This window comes from Achromobacter sp. ES-001 (genome assembly GCF_019448355.1).
In the GTDB taxonomy this organism is placed as follows: Bacteria; Pseudomonadota; Gammaproteobacteria; order Burkholderiales; family Burkholderiaceae_B; genus Achromobacter; species Achromobacter spanius_B.
The window spans coordinates 5,914,523-5,936,025 of record NZ_CP079940.1 but is presented as its reverse complement, the minus strand read 5'-3'; the positions used below and the strand labels follow the sequence as shown (position 1 = coordinate 5,936,025).

Genomic DNA, 21,503 nt, shown 5'->3' with positions numbered 1-21,503 from the left:
GCGGCCCCGCCCGCATGCCGCCTTCTGCTCCTTACGCGTGCAGCGCCCGTCCGAACGCAGCCAGCACCGATTCGTGCAGTGTTTCCGACAGCGTCGGATGCGCGAACACGGTGTGCATCAAGTCTTCCTCGGTGGCTTCCAATGACGCCGCCACGCCATAGCCGGTGATCAGCTCGGACGCTTCGGGATGGATGATGTGCGCGCCCAGCAATTCGCCTGATGTCGCATCGAACACGGTCTTGACCAGCCCTTGGTCTTCGCCCATGGCGATGGCCTTGCCGTTGCCGGCAAAGGTGAATTTGCCAACGCGGATCTCGCCGCCGTGGGCCTTGGCGTGTTCGCGCGCGCGGGCTTCCGTCATGCCGATGCTGGCCACTTGCGGGTATGAATACGTGCAGGCGGGGATGCGCAGCGGGTCGATGGCGTGCACCGTCTTGCCCGCAATGGCCTCCACGCACAGCACGCCTTCATGGCTGGCCTTGTGGGCCAGCCAGGGCGCGCCGGCCACGTCGCCGATGGCGTAGACGCCGGGTTCGCCGGTGCGGCAGTGTGCATCGGTGACGATGTGGGTCTTTTCCACCTGCACCCGCGTCTTCTCCAAGCCCAGGTCTTCAACGTTGCCGACGATGCCGGCCGCGACGATGACGCGGTCCACCTCCAGCTGCGTCTTTTTACCTTGCTGTTCAAGCGTCACGTTGACGCCCATGGCGCTTGGCGACGAGGCGGTGACGGCGCATTGCGTCAGCACGCGGATGCCTTGTTTCTCGAACGCCTTGCGCGCCAGCTGCGAAATTTCTGCGTCTTCTTGCGGCAGAATTTCGGGCGTCATGTCGATCAGTGTCACGTCCGAACCAATGGCGCGGTAGAAGCTGGCGAACTCCGCGCCGATGGCGCCCGCGCCCACAACAAGCAACGTCTTCGGGATCTGGGTGGGTGCCAGGGCCTGGCGGTAGGCCCAGATGCGGTCGCCCAGCGGCAACGCGGGCAGTTCGCGGGCGCGCGCACCGGTCGCCAGGATGATGTGCTTGGCGGACAGGGTCGCGCCGTTGTCCAGCGCCAGCGTGCCCGCGCCGGCCAATTGCGCGCGCGCGGCGTACACCGTCACGCCGTTTTTCTTCATCAGATGCGCCACACCCTGGCCTAGCCGGCCCGCCACCTTGCGCGACCGCGCCACCATGGCGGCCAGGTCGGCGCGCGCCTCACCGGTGCCGGTGACGCCGTAGTGTGACGCTTCCTGGCAGGCGCGCAGCACCGTTGCGCTGTGCAGCAGGGCCTTGGTGGGTATGCAACCCCAGTTCAGGCAGATGCCGCCCAGCTCGGCGCGTTCCACCAAGGCCACCGACATGCCCAGCTGCGCGGCGCGGATGGCGGCCACGTAGCCGCCGGGGCCGCCGCCGACGACGACCACATCAAACACGTTCTTCGTCATCGTGGGGCTCACAGCAAAATGCGCACGGGGTTTTCGATCAGCGTGCGCAAGGCAGCCAGCCAGCGTGCGCCCACCGCGCCGTCCACCGCGCGGTGGTCGGCGGACAAGGTCACGGTCATGACGGTGGCGGCGACCAGTTCGCCGTTGTCGCCGACGACGGGCCGCCGTTCGGCCGCGCCGACGGCCAGGATGGCGGCCTGCGGCGGGTTGATGATGGCGGCAAATTGGCTGATGCCGTACATGCCCAGGTTGCTGACCGTCAGCGAGCCGCCCGTGAATTCCTCGGGCTTCAAGCGGTTGATCTTGGCGCGCCCGGCCAGCTCGACGATTTCACCGGCAATGGCCGACAGGGACTTGATGTCCGCGTCGCGCACGATGGGCGTGACCAGGCCGCCGTCGGTGGCGACGGCCACCGAGATGTCGGCGCCCGCGTGATATTCGATGGCGTCTTCGTGCCAGCTGACATTCACTTCGGGCACTTCGCGCAGTGCCAAGGCGGCGGCGCGCACGATGAAATCGTTGACCGACAGCTTGACCGCGCCGCCGTGATTCGCTTGCGCGCGCAGGGCCAGCAGCGCGTCCATCTTGCAGTCCACCGACAGGTAGAAGTGCGGCACGTTCTGCTTGCTTTCCGTCAGGCGGCGCGCGATGGCGCGGCGCATGCCGGTGTGCGGCACGCGGCGCGCGGCGGGACGGCCGGACGGTGGCGTAGCGGTAGCGGTGGGCGACGGCGCACGGTTGCGCGCGGCTTCCACGTCGCGGCGCACGATGCGGCCATGCGGGCCGGTGCCGGTCACGCCCAACAGGTCCACATGCCACTGCGCGGCCAGGCGGCGCGCCAGGGGGCTGGCGAACAAGCGGCCACCGGGAACGGGGGCGGTGGAGGCGGGAGCAGCATCAGAGGGGAAGGGGGGCTGGGCCGCGGGTGCTCCCGCAGGCCCGGCGGCGGCAGCCGATGAGCCAGCAGCCGATGAACCAGCAGCGGATGAGCCGGCAGATTTCGCTGCGGACGTTTCCCCAGCCGCCGCCGCCGCAGCCGCCCCGCCATGTTCCGCCAACGCGCGATCAGCCGCCGAGGCATCTTCGCCTTCGGCCAGCAGCACGCCGATTACCGTGTTGATCGGCACCGACGCCGCGCCGGCCGGGACCACGATGCGGGCCAGCACGCCCGCATGCTCGGCGTTGATTTCGACGATGGCCTTTTCGGTTTCGATTTCCGCCAGCGCATCGCCGACGGCGACCGTGTCGCCTTCCTGCTTGAGCCACTGGTGCAGGTTGCCGCCCGAGGTATCGGCGGCAACAGAGGGGAGCTTGATTAGGTGAGCCACGATGTTCGTCCTAGTTGGCGGCGCCGGCCAGATCGGGCCGGTAGTCGGCGGGGTCGTCGTATTCGACCAGTTCCAGCACGTTGCCTTCGGGGTCGCGGAAGAACGCCAGCCACGTGCCTGGGCGCACTTCCATGGGCGCGGGCGTGCTGTCGAAGACCACGCCCCGGGCTTGCAGGTTGCGCACCACGCCTGCCAGGTCGCGCACGATGAAGGTCAGGTAGGTGGCGCCCTGGCGATCCAGGATTGCCGCGCCGCGCACGGCCGTCTCCGGCGCCACGCTCGGTTGCAGCAGCTTGATGCGTTCGCCGTACGGCGTCTGCAAGCGCGCCACGTCGTAGCCATGCGCGGTAAGGCCCGTTGCCCGTGCCTTGTCGGCGGGCACGCTGACGCGGTTCACCAGCTTCAGGCCGACGACGTCGGTGTAGAACGCCAGCAGCGCGTCCAGATCCCGGCAGCAGATGCCGACTTCCATCGGCACGGTCATGTGCATCGCCGTCATGCCTGTTCCCCCAGATCGGCCAGCACGTCGGCCAGCCCGGCCAGCACTTCTTCGGTGTCCGCGAACGCCGCGCGTTCCAGCACCTTCGAGATGCTGGGCGACGCCTCGCCACCCGTCACGCGCTTGATCGGCTGATCCAGCCAGTCGAAATAGCGGCGCTGGATTTCATCGGACAGCATCGCGCCGTACGACGTACCGCGCGCGCCTTGCTCCACGATCAGCACGTTGTTGGTCTTCTGGATGCTGGCGCCGATGGTGTCCCAGTCCAGGCTGGCGCGGTCCAGCGTGCGCAGGTCGATGACCTCGGCATCCACGCCCGCCTCTTCGGCCGCCTTCAACGCGCGGCTGACCATCGACAGGTACGTCAGGATGGTGACCTTGCCGCCCGTGCGGCGCACGCGCGCCTTGCCGAACGGAATGGCGTAATCCAGGTCGCCGTCGGGCACCTCGCCCGTCGAGGCGTACAGGTCCACGTGTTCGATCACCAGCACGGGGTCCTTCGAGGCCAGCGCGGTATTCATCAGGCCCACGTAGTCATACGGCGTGGACGGCGCCACGATGCGCCAGCCCGGCGCCGTGGCGAAGATGCCGGCTGGGTCCATCGAGTGTTGCGAGCCATAGCCCGTGCCCATCGCGACCTTGGTGCGCAGCACGAACGGCACGTCGATGTCGCCGCCAAACATGTGACGGGCCTTGCCGATCTGGTTGAAGATTTGGTCAGCCGCCACCCACATGAAGTCGGGGTACATGAATTCAACGATGGGTTTGTAGCGCCCGTCCATCGCCAGGCCGCCGCCCAGGCCCGCGAACGCGTTCTCGGAGATGGGCGTGCCCAGCACGCGGTCGGGGTACTTGTCCTTCAGCCCGCGCGTGGCGCCGTTGGTGCCGCCCTTCAAGCGGTGCACGTCTTCGCCCAGCACGACCACGCCGGCGTCCGTTTCCATGCGGCGGTCCAGCACGTCTGCCACCGCGTCGACAAACTTGCGTTCGACTTTCGCGCCCGTGTGGTCGTCGGCGTCCTGGTAGCGCAGGCCGGCCAATTCGGCGCCGTCGCTGCGCAGGCCTACGTCGCGGAAGTCGGGGCGCGGCCACAGGTCGGCGCGCACGCGGCGCTTGCCGCCGTCAGCGGCTTCGGTCAGGCGGCCGCACACGTCTTTCATGACGTCCTTGCAGCGCTGGCGCAGCGCATCCACCTCGGCTTGCGTGATCAGTTTGCGGCCGATCATTTCGGTAGCGATCTTGTCCAGCGGATCACGTTGGCGCCACTGGGATTCTTCGTCTTTGGTGCGGTAGCCGAAGGCGCTGCCGGGGAAGGGGCCGTTCTGGTGGAAGAAGCGGTACACGTTTACTTCGACAATCGTCGGGCCGTTGCCCGCGCGCATGTGCGCCACGGCTTCGGACATGGCCAGGTGCACGGCCAGCGGGTCCATGCCGTCGACTTTCCACGACGGAATATTGAACGCCAGGCCGCGTGCGGACAGGCGCGGTTCGGCGGTGGATTCTTCCACCGTGGTCGACACCGCGTAGCGGTTGTTCTCGATGAAAAAGCACAGCGGCGTTTTCCATGCGGCCGTCAGGTTCATCGTTTCCAGGACCGAGCCGATGTTCACCGCGCCGTCACCAAAGTAGGTCACGGCCACGCGGTCGGTGCCGGCGTGCTTGTGTGCCCAGCCCGCGCCCGCCGCCAGCGGCACGCCGCCGCCCACGATGGCGTTGGTGCCCAGCGCGCCCGCTTCCAGCCAGCGCAGGTGCATGCTGCCGCCACGGCCCCGGCAGAAGCCTTGCGCCAGGCCCATGATTTCAGCCAGCGTCTTTTGCAGCACGTCGTCGATGGCGGGCGTCAGCGGGTTGCGCGGGTCCAGGCCCAGCGGCGCCACATGTTGCAGCGCCTTGGCCAGAAATTGATGGTGGCCGCGATGCGAGCCGTTGATCTGGTCGCCCGCGCCCAGCGCCAGCACCGACCCGACGGCGCCGCCTTCCTGGCCCACGGACGAATGCGCGGGGCCGTGCACCAGGCCTTCGGCGGCCAGGTCCAGCACGGCCTCTTCAAAGGCGCGGATCCAGTGCAGCTGGGTCAGCATCGTGCCCAGCAGGGCGGGGTCCGCCTGCTGCCAGTCACGCGCCTCGACCGTCAGTTGCCGCCAGGGCGCTTGGGGCTCAAGCGATTGGTAGGTGGCCATGAGTGAATCTCCAGAATGTTTTTAAGCGTCGGTGCGGTTAGAGGTAGCTGTAGCGGCTCCAGCCGCCGTCGGCCACCAGGGTGTGTCCGGTGATGTAGGCGGCCTGGCGTGAAGCCAGAAAGACCGCCAGGTCGGCCATTTCGGCCGGCTGCGCCATGCGGCGCAGCGGGGTGCGCTGCTTCAGGCGTTCGGGGTCCAGGCGGCCGCGCGCGGCCAGGTCGCGCACCAGATCGGTCTCGACGTAGCCGGGGGCCAGCGCGTTTACGCGTACGCCCATCGGGCCCCATTCCACGGCCAGCGTTTCGGTCAGCAGCACCACCGCGCCCTTCGTGGCGCAGTACGCCGCGCGGTCGGGCGCCGCCACCACGCCGTACATCGATGCCAGGTTGATGATGCTGCCCGCGCCGGCCGGCACCATGCGGCGTCCGGCGGCCTGCGCGCACAGGAACACGCCGGTCAGGTTGATGTCCACGGCGCGGCGCCATTCGTCCACGGTGACTTCCAGCGTGGGCTTGTTGGCCGAGATGCCGGCGTTGTTGACCAGCACGTCAACGCCGCCCCAGGCCTGTTCGACCTGGGCAAACGCGCGCTCGACGGCGTCGGCGTCGGTGACGGACGCCTGCACGGCCATGGCCTGGCCGCCGGCCGAGGTCAGTTCGGCCACGGCGGCCGCCAGCGCGGCGGCGTCCATGTCCAGCAAGGCCACGCGCGCGCCCTGGCGCACGAACGCGTGGGCGGTGGCCAGGCCAATGCCCTTGGCGCCGCCGGTGATGACGACGCGTTGGCCGCGCAGGTCGCTATGGATGACTTCTGTGGTGTCCAAGGTAGATGCCTGTAAAGGTTGTGCGTTGCGGCGGGGTCAGACCGCCAGCCATTCCTGGACCACGTCCTGGCGCTCATGCAGCTGCGCGGGCGGTCCTTCGAACACGATGCGGCCGTGGCCCATGACGCTGACGCGCGTCGATACCTTCAGCGCGATCGTCAGCTTCTGCTCCACCAGCACCACCGACACGCCGCGCTTGTGGATATCGCGGATGACGTCGGCGATCACTTCCACGATCTTCGGCGCCAGCCCCTCGGTGGGTTCGTCGATCAGCATGACCTTGGGGTTGCCCAGCAGCGAACGGCACATCGTCAGCATCTGCTGTTCACCGCCCGACAGGTTGCCGGCCTTTGTGTTGCTGCGTTCCTTCAGGCGCGGGAAGTAGTCGAACATCTGCGCCACTGTCCAATGGGGCGCGTCGTCGCGCTTGGGCTGTTCGCCCATGCGCAGGTTTTCGTCCACGGTCAGGTTGGCGAAGACCTCGCGTTCCTCGGGCACGAAGCCCACGCCGGCGCGCGCGATTTCAAAGGGACGCTTGTTGGTGATGTCGCGCCCTTCAATGGCGATGTGCCCGCCGGTTACGTCCACCAGGCCCATGATGCTTTTCATGGTGGTGGAGCGGCCGGCGCCGTTGCGCCCCAGCAGGCTGACGACTTCGCCGTGCCCGATGGATAGATCGATGCCGTGCAGGATGTGGCTCTTGCCGTAATGGGCATGCACGCCGTGCAGGCTGAGCAGGGGCGTTTGTAGTGAGGCTTGCGTCGTCATACCGTTTCCTCTCCCAGATACGCCTCGCGCACGCGGGCGTCGCCACGGATGTCGGCGGGCGTACCGGTGGCAAGAATTTCGCCGTACACCAGCACGCTGATGCGGTCGGCCAGCGAGAACACCACCTGCATGTCGTGCTCGACGATCAACAAGGTGCAGTCGCGTGTGACGTCCTTGATCAGCTCCACCGTGTAATCGACTTCGTGTTGCGACATGCCGGCCATGGGCTCGTCCAGCAGAATGACCTTCGGGCGCGAGGCCAGCGTCATGCCGATTTCCAGCGAGCGCTGCTCGGAATAGTTCAGGTCGCCCGCGGCCGTTTGCTGCTTGGCCGTCAGCCGTACTTTTTCCAGCAGGCGGTCCACGTCTTCATTGACGGCGCGGTGGCGCGCAATGGGACGCCAGAAGTTGTAGACCAGCCCATGCATGCGCAACACCGCCAGGCGCAGGTTTTCGCGCACGGACAGGCGCGGAAACACGTTGGTGATCTGGAACGAGCGGGCCAGGCCCAGGCGGTTGATGGCTTCGGGGGACAAGCCGCCGATGGCGCGCGAACGCAGGTTGATGTCACCGGAAGTGGGCGCGAACGAACCCGACATCAGGTGGAACAGGGTCGACTTGCCCGCGCCGTTGGGGCCGATGACCGCATGGCGCTCGCCGGCTTCAATGGCCAGGTTCACGCCGCGAATGATCTGCGCTTGGCCAAAGGACTTGCGCACGTCGGTCAGGGTCAGGATGGAATGGCTCATTTTGCGGGCTCCAGCACGGGGGCGGCATCGCCGTCGTCGCGCCACAGGGCCAGCGCCCAGCGACACGCCAAGAGGCCCGTGGCGAACAAGGCCAAGGGCACCAGCCAGGTAGACAACGCCAGCGGTGCCCAGTCGTGACCGAACAGCGCAATGGGGGGCCAGCCCGCATCCGGGTTCATGGCCAGAAGCGCGCGGTAGTCGCGCGCGAACATGCGTTGCAGCAGCTCTACCAGGAAGACGGTGGCGGCGGTCAGCAGCAGGCCGGCAGCCACGGACACGACGGCGCGCGGCAGCCAGTTGGCCAGGCCCCGTTCGCGCAGCGACTTGGCGGCGCGCTGCACCAGGCCCACCAGGCCGTCCGGCACGAACAGCATGACCAGCACGAACAGAATGCCCTGGTACAGCAACCAGGAACGGGTAATGTCGGCCAGCGTCTGCGACAGGAATGTCAGTGTCGCCGCGCCCAGCACCGGACCCAGGAACGCGTTGACGCCGCCGATGTAGGCGAACAGCACCGCGTCGGTCGACAGCTTGACCTCGAACAGCACGTAGTTACCCGCTTCGATGTTCAACGCCTGCAAGCCGCCCGCGATGCCGGCGAACATGGCCGACAACGCAAACACCATCGTCTTGAGCGCATGCGGGCGATAGCCCAGATAGCGCAGCCGGTTGGCGTTTTCGCGCAGGCCCAGCGTCAGCCGGCCCAAGGGCGTGCGGGTCAGGCCATACAGCGCGGCCAGCGATATCAGCACCCAGGCCAGCACCAGGAAATAGACCTCGATGTCGGACCCGAAGGTAAAACCCCAGGCCGGCATGCGCATGGCGGACACGCCCGCTTCGCCACCGAACACGCCTTTCAAATGCGGCGCCAGCGCGTGCAGCAGTTCGGCCAGCGCCAACGTGATCATGGAAAAGTAGACGCCGGAACGCATGGTGGCGAACCAGCCCGCGACCAGGCCGAACAGCAGCCCGGCCACGCCGCCCACCAGCGGCATCAATGGCGTGGGCAACAAGCCCGCGCCGCCCAGCGCGTTCATGGCGTGAATGGTGGCAAAGGTGCCCACGCCGAAGTACGCGGCGTGGCCGAAGGACAGCATGCCGCCCTGGCCCGCCAGCAGGTTGAAGGCGCAGGCGAACAGCGCCGCGATCAACATCTGCACCGCCGCCACCAACTGGCCGGGCGGCAGCAGCCACGGCAAGGCGCACAACGCCGCCACGCAAACGATCAGCAGCAGCGCGCCGGATGCAATACGGGTCTGGCTCATGCCTGTTCTCCTTTCAGGCCCGACGGCTTGACCAGCAGCACCACCAGCATCAGCAGGAAGGGCAGGGTGGCGGCCAGGCTGGAAATCTTCACGGTCATCAAACCGCCTACGCTTTCGGCCCATTCGCCCGCGCCGAACAGGCCGAACAGGGACGCCAGGCTGGCGTCGATACCCACCGAGAACGAACTGATCAGGCCGATCAGCAGCGAGGCGATCATGGCGCCTTCCAGCGACCCCAGGCCGCCTACGACGACCACCACGAACACCAGCACGCCCAGCTCAAGCGCCATGTTCGGGTTGGTGGTGTAGAACGCGCCGGCCACCGCGCCCGCCAGCCCGGCCATCGCCGCGCCCACGCCGAACACGCTCATGAAAACCAGCGGCACGTTGTGGCCCAGCGCTTCGGCCATGCGCGGCCGATAGATGGCCGAGCGCACCACAATGCCCACGCGAGTGCGCGACAGCAGCAGGTAGATGACGGCAAACATCGCCAGCGACACGCCGCCCATCAGCAGGCGATAGAAGGGGTAGTCCGCATCGAACACGCGAAAGGCCGCGAAATTAAGGAAGGACGGCACGCGGTAATCAACCGGAAAGTCGCCGTAGAACAGCTTGATGAGCTCGGCCACGATGAACGCCAGGCCAAAAGTCACCAGCAGTTCCTGCGCGTGGCCGAACTTGTGCACGCGGCGCAGGAAAAAGCGTTCGACGCCCATGCCCAGCACGCCCGAGATGATCGTGGCCAGCACCAGCGCCGTCCAGAAACCCGTGACGGGCGTCAGCGTGTAGGCGGCGTATGCGCCAATCATGTAGAACGAGGCGTGTGCAAAATTCAACACGCCCATCATTCCAAAAATCAGTGTCAGGCCCGCCGACACCATGAATAGCAGCAGGCCGTAAATCACGCCGTTCAACAGCGAGACGGTAAAGTATTCCATGTCCGCTCCATAATTCTTTCGCGCTCAAGCCCGTGGCTTGCGCGATCCATTACGCACCTTGTTTTTCCGGCCCGCGCCGGCGGTGCGCTTTTTTGTCAGGCGACGAACAAGGCGAGCGCGCAGGCTGCGCGCCGCCTTGCCTGGCGTCTTATTGCGGACGCTGCATCTTGCAGGTGGCCTGCACCGGGGCGGACACGTCCGCCGCCGCCAGCACCTTCACGGGCTCAAAGCCCATGTCGGTGCCGTCGGCCTTGTACTTGGCGTTCTTGCTGACCTTGGACACCACCATCGGCAGCTGCACCTGGTGGTCTTCGGCGCGCATCGTGTAGGTGCCCAGCGCAGACGTGTAGGTGACCTTTTCCAGCGCCAGCGCCAGGTCCGGCACGGACAGCTTGCCGTCCTTGGGCTTGACCTGCTTTAGCGCTTCACCCAGGAAGCGCACACCGATGACGGTCTGCGGTTCGGTGTAGCTGGGGTAGTGGCCTGTCTTGGACTTGTAGTCCTCGGCGAACTTGGCGCCTTCGTCGCCGGCGGCTTCGATGTTGTACGGGTGCGCGATGTAGTGGCCCAGGGCCACGTCGCCAGCGTTGGCCAGGTTACCCACCTGGTCCAGGAACACGGTGGCAAAGCGCACTTTCAGGCCGGCGGATTGCGTGGCCTTCATCAGCAACAGCAGATCGTTGGACCAGTTGCCGGTGATGACGGTGTCGGGCGTGGCGGAACGGATGCGCGCCACGTAGGGCGCGAAGTCCTGGATCTTGTTGACTTCGTGCAGCGTCTTGCCCACCACTTCATAGCCGTACTGCTTGGCAAAGCGCTCGGTGGCGCCTTCCATGTCCTGGCCCCAGGAATAGTTCTGGTTGATGGCGTACACGCGCTTGCCCAGCGTGCCGTCGGCCGACATCACCGACGCCAGCGACTTCACGCGCAAATCGGCGTTGGTGGTGAAGCGGAAGTGATAGAAGTGGCACTTCTGGCCGGTCAATTCCAGCGCTTCGCCGCCCACGTTCAGAAAGACGACTTCCTTGCCCGGGTTGCGCAGGTTGTGCTTGCGCACGTCTTCGGTCAGTTGGCCCGAAATGGCGGACGACGAGCCCTGCACCAACACCTGCACGCCTTCGGCGGCGGCGGCGCGGAAACGGTCGGACGCGCCCACCGGGCCGCCCTGGTTATCGAACTCGACCAATTCCAGCGGCTGGCCGTTCCAGCCGCCGGCGGCGTTGATGCGGTCCAGCTCATATTTGACCGCGGCGCGGAACATCAGGCCGGTCGAGGCCTGCGGGCCGGACAGCGTCTCGATCAGGCCGACCTTGACGGGTGCGGCGTGCGCCGATGCGGCGATGCCGGCCAGGCACAGCAGGCCGGTAGTGAAAGCCAATTTCATGCGTGTCTCCTCCGTGGAACGGGAGTGGTGTGTGCGTACGTAAAGATGCGTGCGACCGCCCTAGCAAGCGCGCTTGGTGGCGCCTATTCCATGGCCGTGAACGAGCAAATCGGGGAAGGGGATATCGCAAGATGGGGACGAACACCGTCGTGCTGCCGGGGGTGTCCGCCCTGTTGTCTCCGTCCTGTTTTTGCGGCGCTTCGGCCTTTGTTTTTTCTGACTGGCTTGCCTGAAAACGCGACTTGATTTACGCTTTCCGGATAAGTTGTCAGGTAACTTTATTAAGTTGTCTGATAAATAATAGGGCAAGCGTTTTTCTCGTGTCAAGCGGCGGATTGAGGAGTTCAATCACAGTGCCGGGCGGCCGAGACACAAGGCGCGCCCACTTACACACGCTGGAGACAGGATGATTTCATTTGAAGGGCAGGTGGCCGCGATCACGGGCGCGGGCAATGGCATCGGCTTGGCAACGGCGCGCCTGATGGCCGCCCACGGCGCCCGGTTGGTGCTGACGGATATCGACGGCGCGCGGTTGGAAGAGATCGCGGCCGAACTGGACCCGACGGGCCAGCGCGTCTACACACATGCGCTGGACGTGTCGGTGTCGCATGAATGCGAGCGCGTGTTCGAGGCGGCGGCCAAGCATTTTGGCGGGCTGGACCATCTGGTGCATTGCGCCGGCATCTATCCCGAACAACTGGTCAAGGACACCAGCGACGAGGCGTGGCGCACGCTGATGCGCGTGAACCTGGACGGCACGTTCTACGTGTGCCGCGCCGCCCAGCGCCACCTGCGCCACAACGGGTCCATCGTGCTGCTGACCTCGTTGGCGGCGCAGCGCGGCAGCTACGCGCACGCGGCCTATTCCGCGTCCAAGGGCGCGGTGCAAAGCTTCACGCGCAGCCTGGCGCTGGAACTAGCGCCGCAGATCCGCGTGAACGCGGTGGCTCCGGGCATCATCGCCACGTCCATGACGCACGACCTGATCGGCCAGAAAGGCACGCATCTGCTGGAAAGCACGCCGCTGCGCCGCTTCGGCACCGCCGAGGAAATCGCCGGATCCATCGCATTCCTGTGTTCCCCGCTGGCCGGTTTCGTGACGGGCGAAGTCATGCAGGTCAACGGCGGCATCTACATCGCTTAAAGTGAAGGACGCCGCCATCACCTTTTCCCGATTTCCCATGTCGACGAATCACGATCAGGACACGCCGCGCAACCCGCCCAAGAGCTCGCTTTCCGCAGCTTTGGGCGATGCGTTGGCCGAACAGATACGCCAGGGCGTGCTAGCCCCCGGCGACCGCCTGCCCACCGAAAAGCAGCTGACCGAAACCTATTCGGTCAGCCGCGCCGTGGTGCGCGAGGCCTTGGCGCGCTTGAAGTCCGAGGGCTTGATCACGTCGCAGCAGGGCAGCGGCGTGTTCGTGGACCCCAACTTCCAGCGCAACGCGTTTCGCATTGCCGCGCCCACGCCCGGCGACACCGAAGACCTGGAACACATCCTGGAATTGATGTTGTCCATCGAGGTCACCGCCGCGCGCTACGCGGCGCAGCGGCGCACCGATCAAGACCTGAAGAAGATGCGCCAGGCGCTGGTCGGCATGGAATACGCGCTGATCAACGACAAGCTGGGCGACGAAGAGGACTACCAGTTTCACCAGGCCATCGTGCAGGCCACGCACAACCCGCATCTGGTGTCGCTGAATGATTATCTGGAAGCGAATGTGCGGCGCGTGATCCGCAGCGCGCGCAACAACACGGCGCGCCGTTATGCCGAACGGATGGCCGCCGTGCAAAGCGAGCACCAGGCCATTTTCGTGGCCATCGAAGGCTCGGACCCCGACGCCGCCGGCCGCGCCGCCGAACAGCATCTGCGCAACGCAGCGGACCGGCTTCGCTTGTTCCAGGCCGAGCGCCCGGCGCCGGTGTAAGCGGCGCGGCGGTGACGCGCAACGGCGCTGGCTTCGCCCGTGTCGGGCCACCCTTTTCGGCCGCCGCTACGCGAAGGTCTGCTCCATTTCGCGCCGGAACTGCACCGCCGTCGAGCGCTCGTCATATTCCACGTCGCGCCAGCGAATCGCCTGCGACTGCCGCACCGGATGCTTGAGCTTGACCTGATGCGACAAGCCCAGCGGCAGATAGCCTTCTTCGACTGAATCGCGCGCCGGCATCAGCCGGCCGTACACCGTGTAGCCACCCTCGCCATCCAGGATCTGGCCGGCCTGCAAGTCGCGCTTGGCAGTGGCCACGACGTCGCCGTGCCAGCCGGCGGGCGCGCCGGTGGGTTCGCGCCGCAAGCCCACGCTGGCCACGCTGATGCCAAGCTCAAGGCCGATCAGGTGATACGGCTTGTACATGGCGGTGTAGTTGCCGCTGGGGTCGGTGACCAGCCCGTATTCCTGGAAGCAGCGGCGCACGTAGTCGCTGTCGGCTGCCAGCGTCACGTACACGCCCCAGCGCAGGTCGCGAAACACCGGGCGGCCGTCGCGTTCCAGCGATGAAATGACTTCCACCTGGCCCCGGTGATGCAGGATGCCGCCGTCCTCGCGCGGGCGCAGCACACGCGCCAGATCGTCCACGCCGCAAGGCGGAAAGTGCAGGCCGGACGGTGACGGCAAGAGCCCCGTGGCGTTGGACACCGCCGCCATCTCGATGGCGCTTTTGGTGCCGTCCAGAAAGCTGTTGAACATCTGCGCGTTGAAGTCGCCGGCGGCCACCATTTCGGCGGTGAAGCCGTAGTACGGCCAGACGGTGTCGGGTGTCGAGGTGTGGAATTCCGGCAGGTACTTGGTGCCTTTGCCCGCCGCCATGACTTCAAAGCCGGCGGCGCGCGCCCAGTCCACCATCTCGCAGATCAGCGCGGGCTGGTCGCCATAGGCCAGCGAATAGACGATGCCCGCCTCGCGCGCGCGGCGCGCCAGCAGCGGGCCGGCCAGGGCGTCGGCTTCGACGTTGACCATGATGATGTGCTTGCCGTATTCGCAGCAGGCCAGCACGTGGGTGATGCCGGCGGCGGCCTGCCCGGTGGCGTCGATGACGATGTCGACCTCGGGGCTGGCAATGACGGCCAGGGGGTCGTCGCTGAAGAAGACCTTGCCGTTTTTCAGGGCGTCATTGGTGCTGGCGGCATTGAGCGCGGTGGCCGGCCAACCTACCCGTGTCAGTGCCGCGCGGGCGCGATCGGGCGCCAGATCCGCCACCGCCACCAGTCGCATGCCCGGCGTGCGAGGGGCCTGGCTCATGAACATGGCGCCGAACTTTCCGGCGCCCAGCAATGCAACACGCAACGGCTTGTGATCGGCTTCTCGCTGCTTGAGCAGACGGTACAGATTCATGGTGCGGGCTCCTCCGGGGTGGGGGTACAGCCAACACAGAATAGTCCTAAATCATGACGGCTGAACAGCAGCCGCCCGGACTCATTCGTCCGCCGTATAGAGCTCGCCCGCCAGCACGTTGCGCCAGTTTTTCCAGGTAACGCGAGGGCGGTCGGCGACCTGGCGGTTATAGGGCGCGTCAAACAGAATGTGCTTCCAGCGCGGCTTCACGGCGCCTTCGATATGCGGCTTGTCGTCGATCAGCAGGTCGCCGTGCACCAGCGTCTTGTCCTTGGTCAGGATCAGTCGGGCGGTGGCGTCGCGCCCCAGGTTCTTTTCGACCCACAAGTACTTTTCGGCCACGCAGTTTTCAAACTGCGACAGCGGCGACGTGCAGATGCGCACGTCCATGCCCAAGGCCAGCAGTTCCTGCACGGCCTCCAGGGCGCCGGGCACGGGCGGCAAGTTGCGGATGAAGCCGGGCGCCGTATAGATGGCTTCGGCCATGCCGCGAAGTTCGGGCGGATAGTCCTCGCGGATGTGGAAGGACTTGCGGTCTTCGAATTCAATGGGGGCGATATCGGGATGGCGCACGCGCCAGGCGTCGATGAACGCGTGTTCGAAATCGGCCAGCACGCCGTCTTGGTCCAGCAGGATGATCATGGCGATCCCAGGGGTTGCAACCCAGCGATTGTGCCAGAGCGCGGCTATGCGTCCAGCGGCCGGGATTGGGCAACGATCCGGTAGCGGCTGCCGCCCGACAGAGACTCCGAAGCCACCAGCACCAGGCGGTCATAGCGCCAGATCAGCGGTGTTCGGGCGCCATCAGCGGCGTCGGCGGACGGGCGCGGAGGGGGCTCCGCGTGTTCGATGTTGCGCAGCAGCGTGACGTGGGGGCGAAAGGGTTGGGGTGGCTTGGCAAGACCGTAGCCCGCCAACCGTTGCCACAGATCGTCGTGCACCGCTTGCAGCGAGGGCGGCGTGTCACGCGGCCCGGCCCACAGAATGCGCGGGCGCTGGAAGACGCCCAGGTGGTCCAGCGGCACCTCGCCCGGCGCGATGCCATAGCCGGGCGTGGCGGCGGCCAGCGTATCGGCCAATTGCGCCTCGACCGGCCCCAGAAACGCCAGGGTCAGATGCAGCGTCTCGGTGCGCATGACGCGGCCGCCGCAAGCGGGGCGGGCGGCTTGCGCCCACTGGGCCAGCGATGCTGCCAGTTGCGGTGACGGCCACAGGGCGTAGAAAAGGCGGACGGTGGACATGCGCCGATTGTAGGCGCGCCGTCTGCGGTCTGCTGTCTGCCGTTCGCCGTCCGACCTGCGCCGTCCAACCTGCGCCGAGCGCCCCTCGCCCCGCGCTTTCGGACGGGCGTCGGGCGATGGATCAGCTGCCGGTGTTTTCCGACTTGCGCAGGCGCGACAGCGCGGTGTCGAAGCGTTCGACGCCCGGGCGCGCCGGGCGATCAAAACGTTCCACGCCGGGTCGCGCCGGCTTGTCGAATCGTTCCACCCCCGTTCGGGCGGGCGCATCGAAGCGCTCGACGCCTGGGCGGGTGAAGCGTTCCACGCGTTGCGGGGTTTGCGTCTTGGCTTGCACGCTTTGGGCGGCGGCCTGTTCGCGCTTGGCGATGATTTCTTCGGCGCGCTGGTGGTGCGGCGCCATCTTGCGCACCATCACGCGGCCATCGCGGGGAAAGTAATTGATGCGGCGCGCGTGCACGTCGCCCAGATCCTTGCCCTTGACCGGAATGCCTTCCATCTTCAAATAGTTCAAGACGAAGATGGCGTTGCGTTCGCCGATGTTCATTTGCTGCATGGCGCTAAGCACCGCGCCGCCGCCGAACACCTTGGCTTCCAGGCGGTCGCGCACGGCGCCGGCCTTGAGCAATTCGTTGATCAGCACTTCCATGGCGAACGCGCCGTAGCGCATCGTCGCCGAGGCGGGCGACTGCATGTCGCCTTCCGGCAACATGAAGTGGTTCATGCCGCCCACGCCGGTAACCGGATCGTGAATACAGGCGGCAACACACGACCCGAGTACGGTCGAAATCATCAGGTCTTCGTCGGTGACGTAGTACTCGTTGGGGAGTACCTTCACCGCCTGACACTGGAACGCGCTATCGAAATAGTGGCGCGTTGCACGGGCTTCAAGACGGGAGACCATGGGACTTATCAGGCAAGAACGGCGATTGGGACACGAAGGACGGTGCTCGGCAAAACGTTGAATGTTTCAAAAAGTATAGAAAAATTTCGCTTTATTCTTACATATCCCGCGAGACAACGGGGGAAATGCTTGTAACGGCGGCGAACGATACGTCCCTGATTCATAACGCGCTTTGCCTCCATGGCGGCGACCCGCCACGACGCGAATGACGCCGCGGCGCGGGCGGGCGTCAGCAACGACGCCTGGAAATCATCGTACACAGGCGCGCGCGCGGTCTTTCCCCGGATCACGGGGACGTTCCGGCTTTATACGTAGCTTTAGAGATTGGGCAGGGCGCTTTTAGAACCGGGTGCTGCGCGTGACCGACCAGCGCGCCGACAAGGCGCCCAGTGCGGCCGAAGCCACCACGGCAGCCACCAGCACCGGCGTGCCGGGCAGGTGCAGCGCGAACTCGGCGCCGTAGCTGCGGGCCAGCCCCAGCAGCGCCTCGTTCAAGGGAGACAGGGCGATGGCCGATACGCCGATCGCCAGCAGCGACGCCACGGCGCCGGACAGTGCGCCCAGGTACAGGAACGGGCGCCGCACGAAGGATTCCGTGGCCCCAACCAGCCGGGCGACGGCGATTTCCTCGCGTTGCGACAGCGCTTGCATGCGCACGGTGTTGAACACCGTGGCCAGCACCACCACGGCCACGCAGGCCGCCAAAAAGCCCAGGCCGATTCGGGCAAAGCGCAGAATGGCCTCCAGCCGCTGCACCCAGGCGCTATCAAGCTGCACCAGGTCAACGTGGTTCCATTGTTTCCAGTCGGCGGCCAGTTTGTCGGCGCGTCCGGCCAGGTTGTCGCCGTCGGCCAGCGTGACGACCACGGCGTCCGGCAGCGGGTTGCCGGGCAGGACGGCCAGCGCCTGCTGCCACGCCGGGTTGGCGCGCAGGTCGGCAAGGGCGGCGTCGCGCCCCACCACGCGCACCGCGCGCACGTCGGCCTGGTAGTCGTCCTTGATGCGCTTGGCCACATCGGCGGCCGCGCCGGCGGGGGCGTCCACGCGCATGAACACGGTGACTTCGGGCGTGACGGACATTTCGCGCGCCACCGGTTGCACGGACACCAGGATGGCGCTGCCCAGCAAGGGCAGAGCCAGCGCCAGTGCCATCACCAGCAGGTTGGCCAAGGACGAAAAAGGTTGTTTGGCCAGACGTCGCACGGTGACCATCAACGCATAGCGGTGTTGCCGCAGCCAGGCGTTCATGCCGGTTCTCCCGGAAAGCCCATGCCCGGTTCGGCGCGGCTGCCGGTGCGCGGCGTGGCGGCGGCGGGTTGCCCGGCGTCGGGCGGTTGCGACGGGCCGTGCGAATCGGCGAACTTGCCCGGGTCAATGCGCAGCGTGCGCGTGGCGTAGCGCGCCATCAGTTCCTGGTCGTGCGAAGCGATCAGCGTCGTGACGCCCACGCGGTTGAAATCGCGGAACACGTTCATGATGCGCTGCGCGTTGTCATGGTCAAGGTTGGCGGTGGGTTCGTCGGCGATCAGGATGGCGGGCCGGTTCACGATGGCCCGCGCAATCGCCAGCCGCTGCTGTTCACCGCCGGACAATTCAATGGGGTTCAGGTCTTCTTTACCCGACAAGCCCACCTTGTCCAGCGCGGCGCGGGCGCGCGCGGCGGCCGAATCCCAGGGGTGACCCTGCACCGCCAGCGGCAGCATCACGTTTTCGAACGCGCTGCGATCGAACAGCAGGTGCGTGTCCTGCAAGATGACGCCCACGGCGCGGCGCAGGTAAGGGCGCGCACGGGCAGGCAGCTTGTCCAGCCGTTGCCCGTTGACCTGGATGGACCCGCGGCTGGCGGGCTCCAACCCGCCGATCAACTTGAGCAGCGTGGATTTACCGGCGCCTGACGGCCCGGATACGAAAACGAATTCTCCCGCGCTCACGCGGAAGTTGATGTCGGCCAGGATATTTCGGCCGCGACCATATGATTTGAATACGTGCTGGAATTCGATCATGGCGGCTGTCGGATGAAGCCGCAATAGTAACTCGGGGACAGGATCGGGGCGTAAGCCGATTCGTGCCCGGGCTGTGAAAAAGCGTTTCGGTGTGACCGGATGGACACGTTTTGAGCAGAACGAAACAAACGCATCTTCGGACCCTGTGCAATCGAAAAAAGGCGTCCCCGTTTTCGAACGAAAACGCCGATTGATTTCGCCAGTGTCCCTAAATTTCAAGGGAATTCCCGGATGTGCCGGCCGCTGCGTGGACGCTACCATCCGCCCCATGCGTCGGCCCAACCCGGTCGATGCAAGGCTCGATTTGTCCCACACGGAGATCACGATGAAAGTACTGAAACTCGCTGCAATTGGCGCTGCACTGTTTGCCGCATCCTCGGCTGCCAATGCGGGCGCGACCTTCGATAACGTTAAAAAGAAAGGGTTTGTCCAATGCGGGGTTTCAACGGGCATTCCGGGTTTCTCGATTGCTGACAGCAAGGGCGAATACAAGGGCATCGACGTGGACATGTGCCGCGCCATCGCCTCGACCATGTTCGGCGACGCCACCAAGGTCAAGTTCACGCCCCTGAACACGCAGCAACGCTTCACCGCGCTGCAATCGGGCGAAGTCGACGTGCTGACCCGCAACACCACCGTGACGCTGACCCGCGACACGACGCTGGGCCTGATCGGCGTGGGCGTGAACTACTACGACTCGCAAGGCGTCATGGTCTCCAAGGACCTGAACGTCAAGAGCGCCAAGGAACTGAACGGCGCCACCATCTGCGTGCAGCCGGGCACGACCACCGAACTGAACCTGGCTGACTGGTTCCGCGGCCAGAAAATCGAATTCAAGCCGGTCGTGATCGACAAGTACGACGAAATCATCCGCGCCTTCTCGGCCGGCCGCTGCGACGCCTTCACGACCGACAAGTCGCAACTGGCTTCGACGCGCACCACGCTCGAGAACCCGGACAAGTACGTCATCCTGCCGGAAGACTTCTCCAAGGAGCCGCTGGGCCCCATGGTCCGCCAGGGCGACGAGCAATGGTTCAACGTCGTGCGCTGGTCGCTGAACGCGATGCTGGAAGCCGAGGAATACGGCATCACCAAGGCCAACGTCGATGAAATGACCAAGAGCCCCAACCCCAACATCCAGCGCATCCTGGGCGTGACCCCGGGCATGGGCAAGAACCTGGGCGTGGACGACAAGTGGGCCTACAACATCATCAAGAACGTGGGCAACTACGGTGAAAGCTTCGAAAACACGCTGGGCAAGAACAGCGCGATGAAGCTGGAGCGTGGTTTGAACGCGTCGTACAAGCAAGGCGGTTTGATGTACGGCTGGCCGGTGCGCTAACACACGGCTGCCCGGCAAAACGGAGCCTTAGCGCTCCGTTTTGCCTAGCCCGCCACCGAGCGGGCGGCAGGAGTGGGGGGCGTGGCCTTGCCGGCGTTGCCACCCGGTGTACGACTTCTGTAGATTCATCATGACGACTTCCAATAGAAACGCCCCAATTTCGGCTCCTCGCCGGCGGCTGAACTGGAATGATCCCGGAGTGCGCTCCGTGGTCTACCAGGTGCTTGCGCTGGCCGCGGTAGCCTGGGCCGTGTGGTTCCTGGTTTCCAACACGCTGCATAACCTGTCCGTGCGCAACATCGCCACGGGCTTCGGTTTTCTAAGCCGTGAAGCCGGGTTTGCGATCGGTGAAACCGCCATCGCCTACACCCCCGCCAATGATTACGGCCGCGCCATCCTGGTCGGCCTGCTCAACACGCTACGCGTTGCCGTCATCGGCATCGTGCTGGCCACCATCCTCGGTACCCTGATCGGTATCGGCCGCTTGTCCAAGAACTGGCTCGTCGCCAAGATCACCTCGGTTTACGTCGAAGTGATGCGCAACGTGCCGCTCTTGCTGCAACTGTTCTTCTGGTACGCGCTGATCACGGAAAACATGCCGGGTCCGCGCCAGGCGCACAACCCGCTTCCCGGCGTGTTCATCTCCAACCGGGGCCTGAAAGTGCCCGGCCTGGAAGGCAACTCGCTGGACTGGATGCTGGCGGGCCTGGGCCTTGCCATCGTCGCGATCATCTTCCTGGGCCACTACGGCAAGAAGCGCCACGAAGCCACCGGCCACATGTTCCCGCTGGGCCGCTGGGCCATCGGTCTGCTCATCGGCCTGCCGTTCATCGGCTGGCTGGTCAGCGGCGCGTCGTTGACGCTGGACATGCCGGCATTGAAGGGCTTTAACTTCTCGGGTGGCTTGACGCTGTCGCCGGAATTCGCCGCGTTGCTGGCGGGCCTGGTGATCTACACGTCGGCGTTCATTGCCGAAGTGGTGCGCTCGGGCATCCAGGCCGTCAACAACGGCCAATGGGAAGCCGCCGGTTCGCTGGGTTTGCCGCGCGCCAAGGTGCTGCGCCTGGTGATTCTGCCGCAGGCGCTGCGCGTGATCATCCCGCCGATGACCAGCCAGTACCTGAACCTGACCAAGAACAGCTCGCTGGCGGTCGCCATCGGCTACCCCGACATCGTGTCGGTCGTGAACACCACGCTGAACCAGACGGGCCAGGCCATCGAGGGCATCCTCATCATCATGGGCGCGTACCTGACGGTCAGCCTGTCGATCTCGATATTCATGAACTGGTACAACAAGCGCATCGCGCTGGTGGAGCGTTGA

General features: G+C 65.7%; 20 protein-coding genes. 4 read left to right on the top strand and 16 right to left on the bottom strand.

Going from position 1 to position 21,503, the window contains the following annotated elements:
- Positions 1 to 31: 31 nt before the first annotated feature.
- From lpdA to KYT87_RS26765, 10 genes are all read right to left on the bottom strand, one after another.
- A complete protein-coding gene (gene lpdA, locus KYT87_RS26810; RefSeq protein ID WP_219991285.1) occupies positions 32 to 1,429 on the bottom strand; it encodes a dihydrolipoyl dehydrogenase in 1,398 nt (465 codons plus the stop codon).
- An 8-nt stretch (positions 1,430 to 1,437) separates the two neighbouring features.
- Positions 1,438 to 2,757 carry a pyruvate dehydrogenase complex dihydrolipoamide acetyltransferase gene (locus KYT87_RS26805; RefSeq protein ID WP_219991284.1) on the bottom strand — a complete coding sequence of 440 codons (1,320 nt, stop codon included), beginning with the start codon at positions 2,755 to 2,757 and terminating at the stop codon, positions 1,438 to 1,440.
- Between the two features lie 10 nt (positions 2,758 to 2,767).
- Positions 2,768 to 3,256, bottom strand: coding sequence for a VOC family protein (locus KYT87_RS26800; protein ID WP_104141695.1), 489 nt, complete (start codon positions 3,254 to 3,256; stop codon positions 2,768 to 2,770).
- Positions 3,253 to 5,436 carry a thiamine pyrophosphate-dependent enzyme gene (locus KYT87_RS26795; RefSeq protein ID WP_219991283.1) on the bottom strand — a complete coding sequence of 728 codons (2,184 nt, stop codon included), beginning with the start codon at positions 5,434 to 5,436 and terminating at the stop codon, positions 3,253 to 3,255. The genes KYT87_RS26800 and KYT87_RS26795 overlap by 4 nt, the downstream gene beginning before the upstream one ends.
- Before the next feature lie 37 nt (positions 5,437 to 5,473).
- Positions 5,474 to 6,259: an SDR family NAD(P)-dependent oxidoreductase gene (locus tag KYT87_RS26790; RefSeq protein ID WP_219991282.1), complete on the bottom strand. Its 786-nt coding sequence runs from the start codon at positions 6,257 to 6,259 to the stop codon at positions 5,474 to 5,476.
- Positions 6,260 to 6,295: 36 nt separating this feature from the next.
- Positions 6,296 to 7,027 (bottom strand): ABC transporter ATP-binding protein, encoded by a 732-nt coding sequence (locus KYT87_RS26785; RefSeq protein WP_104141699.1) that lies wholly within the window; start codon positions 7,025 to 7,027, stop codon positions 6,296 to 6,298.
- A complete protein-coding gene (locus KYT87_RS26780) occupies positions 7,024 to 7,776 on the bottom strand; it encodes an ABC transporter ATP-binding protein (RefSeq protein WP_046803278.1) in 753 nt (250 codons plus the stop codon). Before KYT87_RS26780 ends, KYT87_RS26785 begins: the two co-directional genes overlap by 4 nt.
- On the bottom strand, positions 7,773 to 9,041 hold the full coding sequence (locus KYT87_RS26775; RefSeq protein ID WP_104141700.1) for a branched-chain amino acid ABC transporter permease: 1,269 nt from the start codon (positions 9,039 to 9,041) through the stop codon (positions 7,773 to 7,775). The genes KYT87_RS26780 and KYT87_RS26775 overlap by 4 nt, the downstream gene beginning before the upstream one ends.
- Positions 9,038 to 9,979, bottom strand: coding sequence for a branched-chain amino acid ABC transporter permease (locus KYT87_RS26770; RefSeq protein ID WP_046803280.1), 942 nt, complete (start codon positions 9,977 to 9,979; stop codon positions 9,038 to 9,040). The genes KYT87_RS26775 and KYT87_RS26770 overlap by 4 nt, the downstream gene beginning before the upstream one ends.
- Before the next feature lie 148 nt (positions 9,980 to 10,127).
- On the bottom strand, positions 10,128 to 11,363 hold the full coding sequence (locus tag KYT87_RS26765; protein WP_219991281.1) for a branched-chain amino acid ABC transporter substrate-binding protein: 1,236 nt from the start codon (positions 11,361 to 11,363) through the stop codon (positions 10,128 to 10,130).
- Positions 11,364 to 11,769: 406 nt separating this feature from the next.
- Between KYT87_RS26765 and KYT87_RS26760 the strand changes: the two genes are divergently transcribed.
- Both KYT87_RS26760 and KYT87_RS26755 read left to right on the top strand, forming a co-directional pair.
- The gene (locus KYT87_RS26760; protein WP_046803282.1) at positions 11,770 to 12,507 is read left to right on the top strand and encodes an SDR family NAD(P)-dependent oxidoreductase; all 738 of its coding nucleotides are present in this window, start codon (positions 11,770 to 11,772) and stop codon (positions 12,505 to 12,507) included.
- Between the two features lie 37 nt (positions 12,508 to 12,544).
- Positions 12,545 to 13,291, top strand: a complete 747-nt coding sequence (locus KYT87_RS26755; RefSeq protein ID WP_046803355.1) for a FadR/GntR family transcriptional regulator — start codon at positions 12,545 to 12,547, stop codon at positions 13,289 to 13,291.
- Positions 13,292 to 13,357: 66 nt separating this feature from the next.
- Here KYT87_RS26755 and KYT87_RS26750 read toward each other — a convergent pair whose 3' ends face one another.
- The 6 genes from KYT87_RS26750 to KYT87_RS26725 form a co-directional block, all read right to left on the bottom strand.
- Positions 13,358 to 14,695, bottom strand: coding sequence for an NAD(P)H-dependent oxidoreductase (locus KYT87_RS26750; RefSeq protein WP_104141705.1), 1,338 nt, complete (start codon positions 14,693 to 14,695; stop codon positions 13,358 to 13,360).
- Positions 14,696 to 14,776: 81 nt separating this feature from the next.
- A complete protein-coding gene (locus KYT87_RS26745) occupies positions 14,777 to 15,337 on the bottom strand; it encodes a 5'-3'-deoxyribonucleotidase (protein ID WP_219991280.1) in 561 nt (186 codons plus the stop codon).
- 44 nt (positions 15,338 to 15,381) lie between these two features.
- Positions 15,382 to 15,936, bottom strand: coding sequence for an RNA 2',3'-cyclic phosphodiesterase (gene thpR / locus KYT87_RS26740; protein WP_219991279.1), 555 nt, complete (start codon positions 15,934 to 15,936; stop codon positions 15,382 to 15,384).
- 121 nt (positions 15,937 to 16,057) lie between these two features.
- On the bottom strand, positions 16,058 to 16,837 hold the full coding sequence (cheD, locus tag KYT87_RS26735; protein ID WP_219991278.1) for a chemoreceptor glutamine deamidase CheD: 780 nt from the start codon (positions 16,835 to 16,837) through the stop codon (positions 16,058 to 16,060).
- 339 nt (positions 16,838 to 17,176) lie between these two features.
- Positions 17,177 to 18,085, bottom strand: a complete 909-nt coding sequence (locus KYT87_RS26730; RefSeq protein WP_046803287.1) for an ABC transporter permease — start codon at positions 18,083 to 18,085, stop codon at positions 17,177 to 17,179.
- Complete coding sequence (locus tag KYT87_RS26725) at positions 18,082 to 18,840, bottom strand: cell division ATP-binding protein FtsE (RefSeq protein ID WP_104141708.1); 759 nt, start codon at positions 18,838 to 18,840, stop codon at positions 18,082 to 18,084. The genes KYT87_RS26730 and KYT87_RS26725 overlap by 4 nt, the downstream gene beginning before the upstream one ends.
- Before the next feature lie 325 nt (positions 18,841 to 19,165).
- Here KYT87_RS26725 and KYT87_RS26720 point away from each other — a divergent pair, with 325 nt between their 5' ends.
- Positions 19,166 to 20,182 (top strand): amino acid ABC transporter substrate-binding protein, encoded by a 1,017-nt coding sequence (locus tag KYT87_RS26720; protein WP_046803289.1) that lies wholly within the window; start codon positions 19,166 to 19,168, stop codon positions 20,180 to 20,182.
- 130 nt (positions 20,183 to 20,312) lie between these two features.
- A complete protein-coding gene (locus KYT87_RS26715) occupies positions 20,313 to 21,503 on the top strand; it encodes an amino acid ABC transporter permease (protein ID WP_046803356.1) in 1,191 nt (396 codons plus the stop codon).

Coding starts and splice junctions, on each gene's coding strand:
- KYT87_RS26775 (WP_104141700.1), bottom strand. CDS start 9,041: ATGAGCCAGACCCGTATTGCATCCGGCGCGCTGCTGCTGATCGTTTGC.
- KYT87_RS26785 (WP_104141699.1), bottom strand. CDS start 7,027: ATGACGACGCAAGCCTCACTACAAACGCCCCTGCTCAGCCTGCACGGC.
- KYT87_RS26730 (WP_046803287.1), bottom strand. CDS start 18,085: ATGAACGCCTGGCTGCGGCAACACCGCTATGCGTTGATGGTCACCGTG.
- cheD (WP_219991278.1), bottom strand. CDS start 16,837: ATGGTCTCCCGTCTTGAAGCCCGTGCAACGCGCCACTATTTCGATAGC.
- KYT87_RS26745 (WP_219991280.1), bottom strand. CDS start 15,337: ATGATCATCCTGCTGGACCAAGACGGCGTGCTGGCCGATTTCGAACAC.
- KYT87_RS26715 (WP_046803356.1), top strand. CDS start 20,313: ATGACGACTTCCAATAGAAACGCCCCAATTTCGGCTCCTCGCCGGCGG.
- KYT87_RS26720 (WP_046803289.1), top strand. CDS start 19,166: ATGAAAGTACTGAAACTCGCTGCAATTGGCGCTGCACTGTTTGCCGCA.
- KYT87_RS26750 (WP_104141705.1), bottom strand. CDS start 14,695: ATGAATCTGTACCGTCTGCTCAAGCAGCGAGAAGCCGATCACAAGCCG.
- KYT87_RS26800 (WP_104141695.1), bottom strand. CDS start 3,256: ATGACGGCGATGCACATGACCGTGCCGATGGAAGTCGGCATCTGCTGC.
- KYT87_RS26765 (WP_219991281.1), bottom strand. CDS start 11,363: ATGAAATTGGCTTTCACTACCGGCCTGCTGTGCCTGGCCGGCATCGCC.
- lpdA (WP_219991285.1), bottom strand. CDS start 1,429: ATGACGAAGAACGTGTTTGATGTGGTCGTCGTCGGCGGCGGCCCCGGC.
- KYT87_RS26725 (WP_104141708.1), bottom strand. CDS start 18,840: ATGATCGAATTCCAGCACGTATTCAAATCATATGGTCGCGGCCGAAAT.
- KYT87_RS26770 (WP_046803280.1), bottom strand. CDS start 9,979: ATGGAATACTTTACCGTCTCGCTGTTGAACGGCGTGATTTACGGCCTG.
- thpR (WP_219991279.1), bottom strand. CDS start 15,936: ATGTCCACCGTCCGCCTTTTCTACGCCCTGTGGCCGTCACCGCAACTG.
- KYT87_RS26795 (WP_219991283.1), bottom strand. CDS start 5,436: ATGGCCACCTACCAATCGCTTGAGCCCCAAGCGCCCTGGCGGCAACTG.
- KYT87_RS26780 (WP_046803278.1), bottom strand. CDS start 7,776: ATGAGCCATTCCATCCTGACCCTGACCGACGTGCGCAAGTCCTTTGGC.
- KYT87_RS26755 (WP_046803355.1), top strand. CDS start 12,545: ATGTCGACGAATCACGATCAGGACACGCCGCGCAACCCGCCCAAGAGC.
- KYT87_RS26760 (WP_046803282.1), top strand. CDS start 11,770: ATGATTTCATTTGAAGGGCAGGTGGCCGCGATCACGGGCGCGGGCAAT.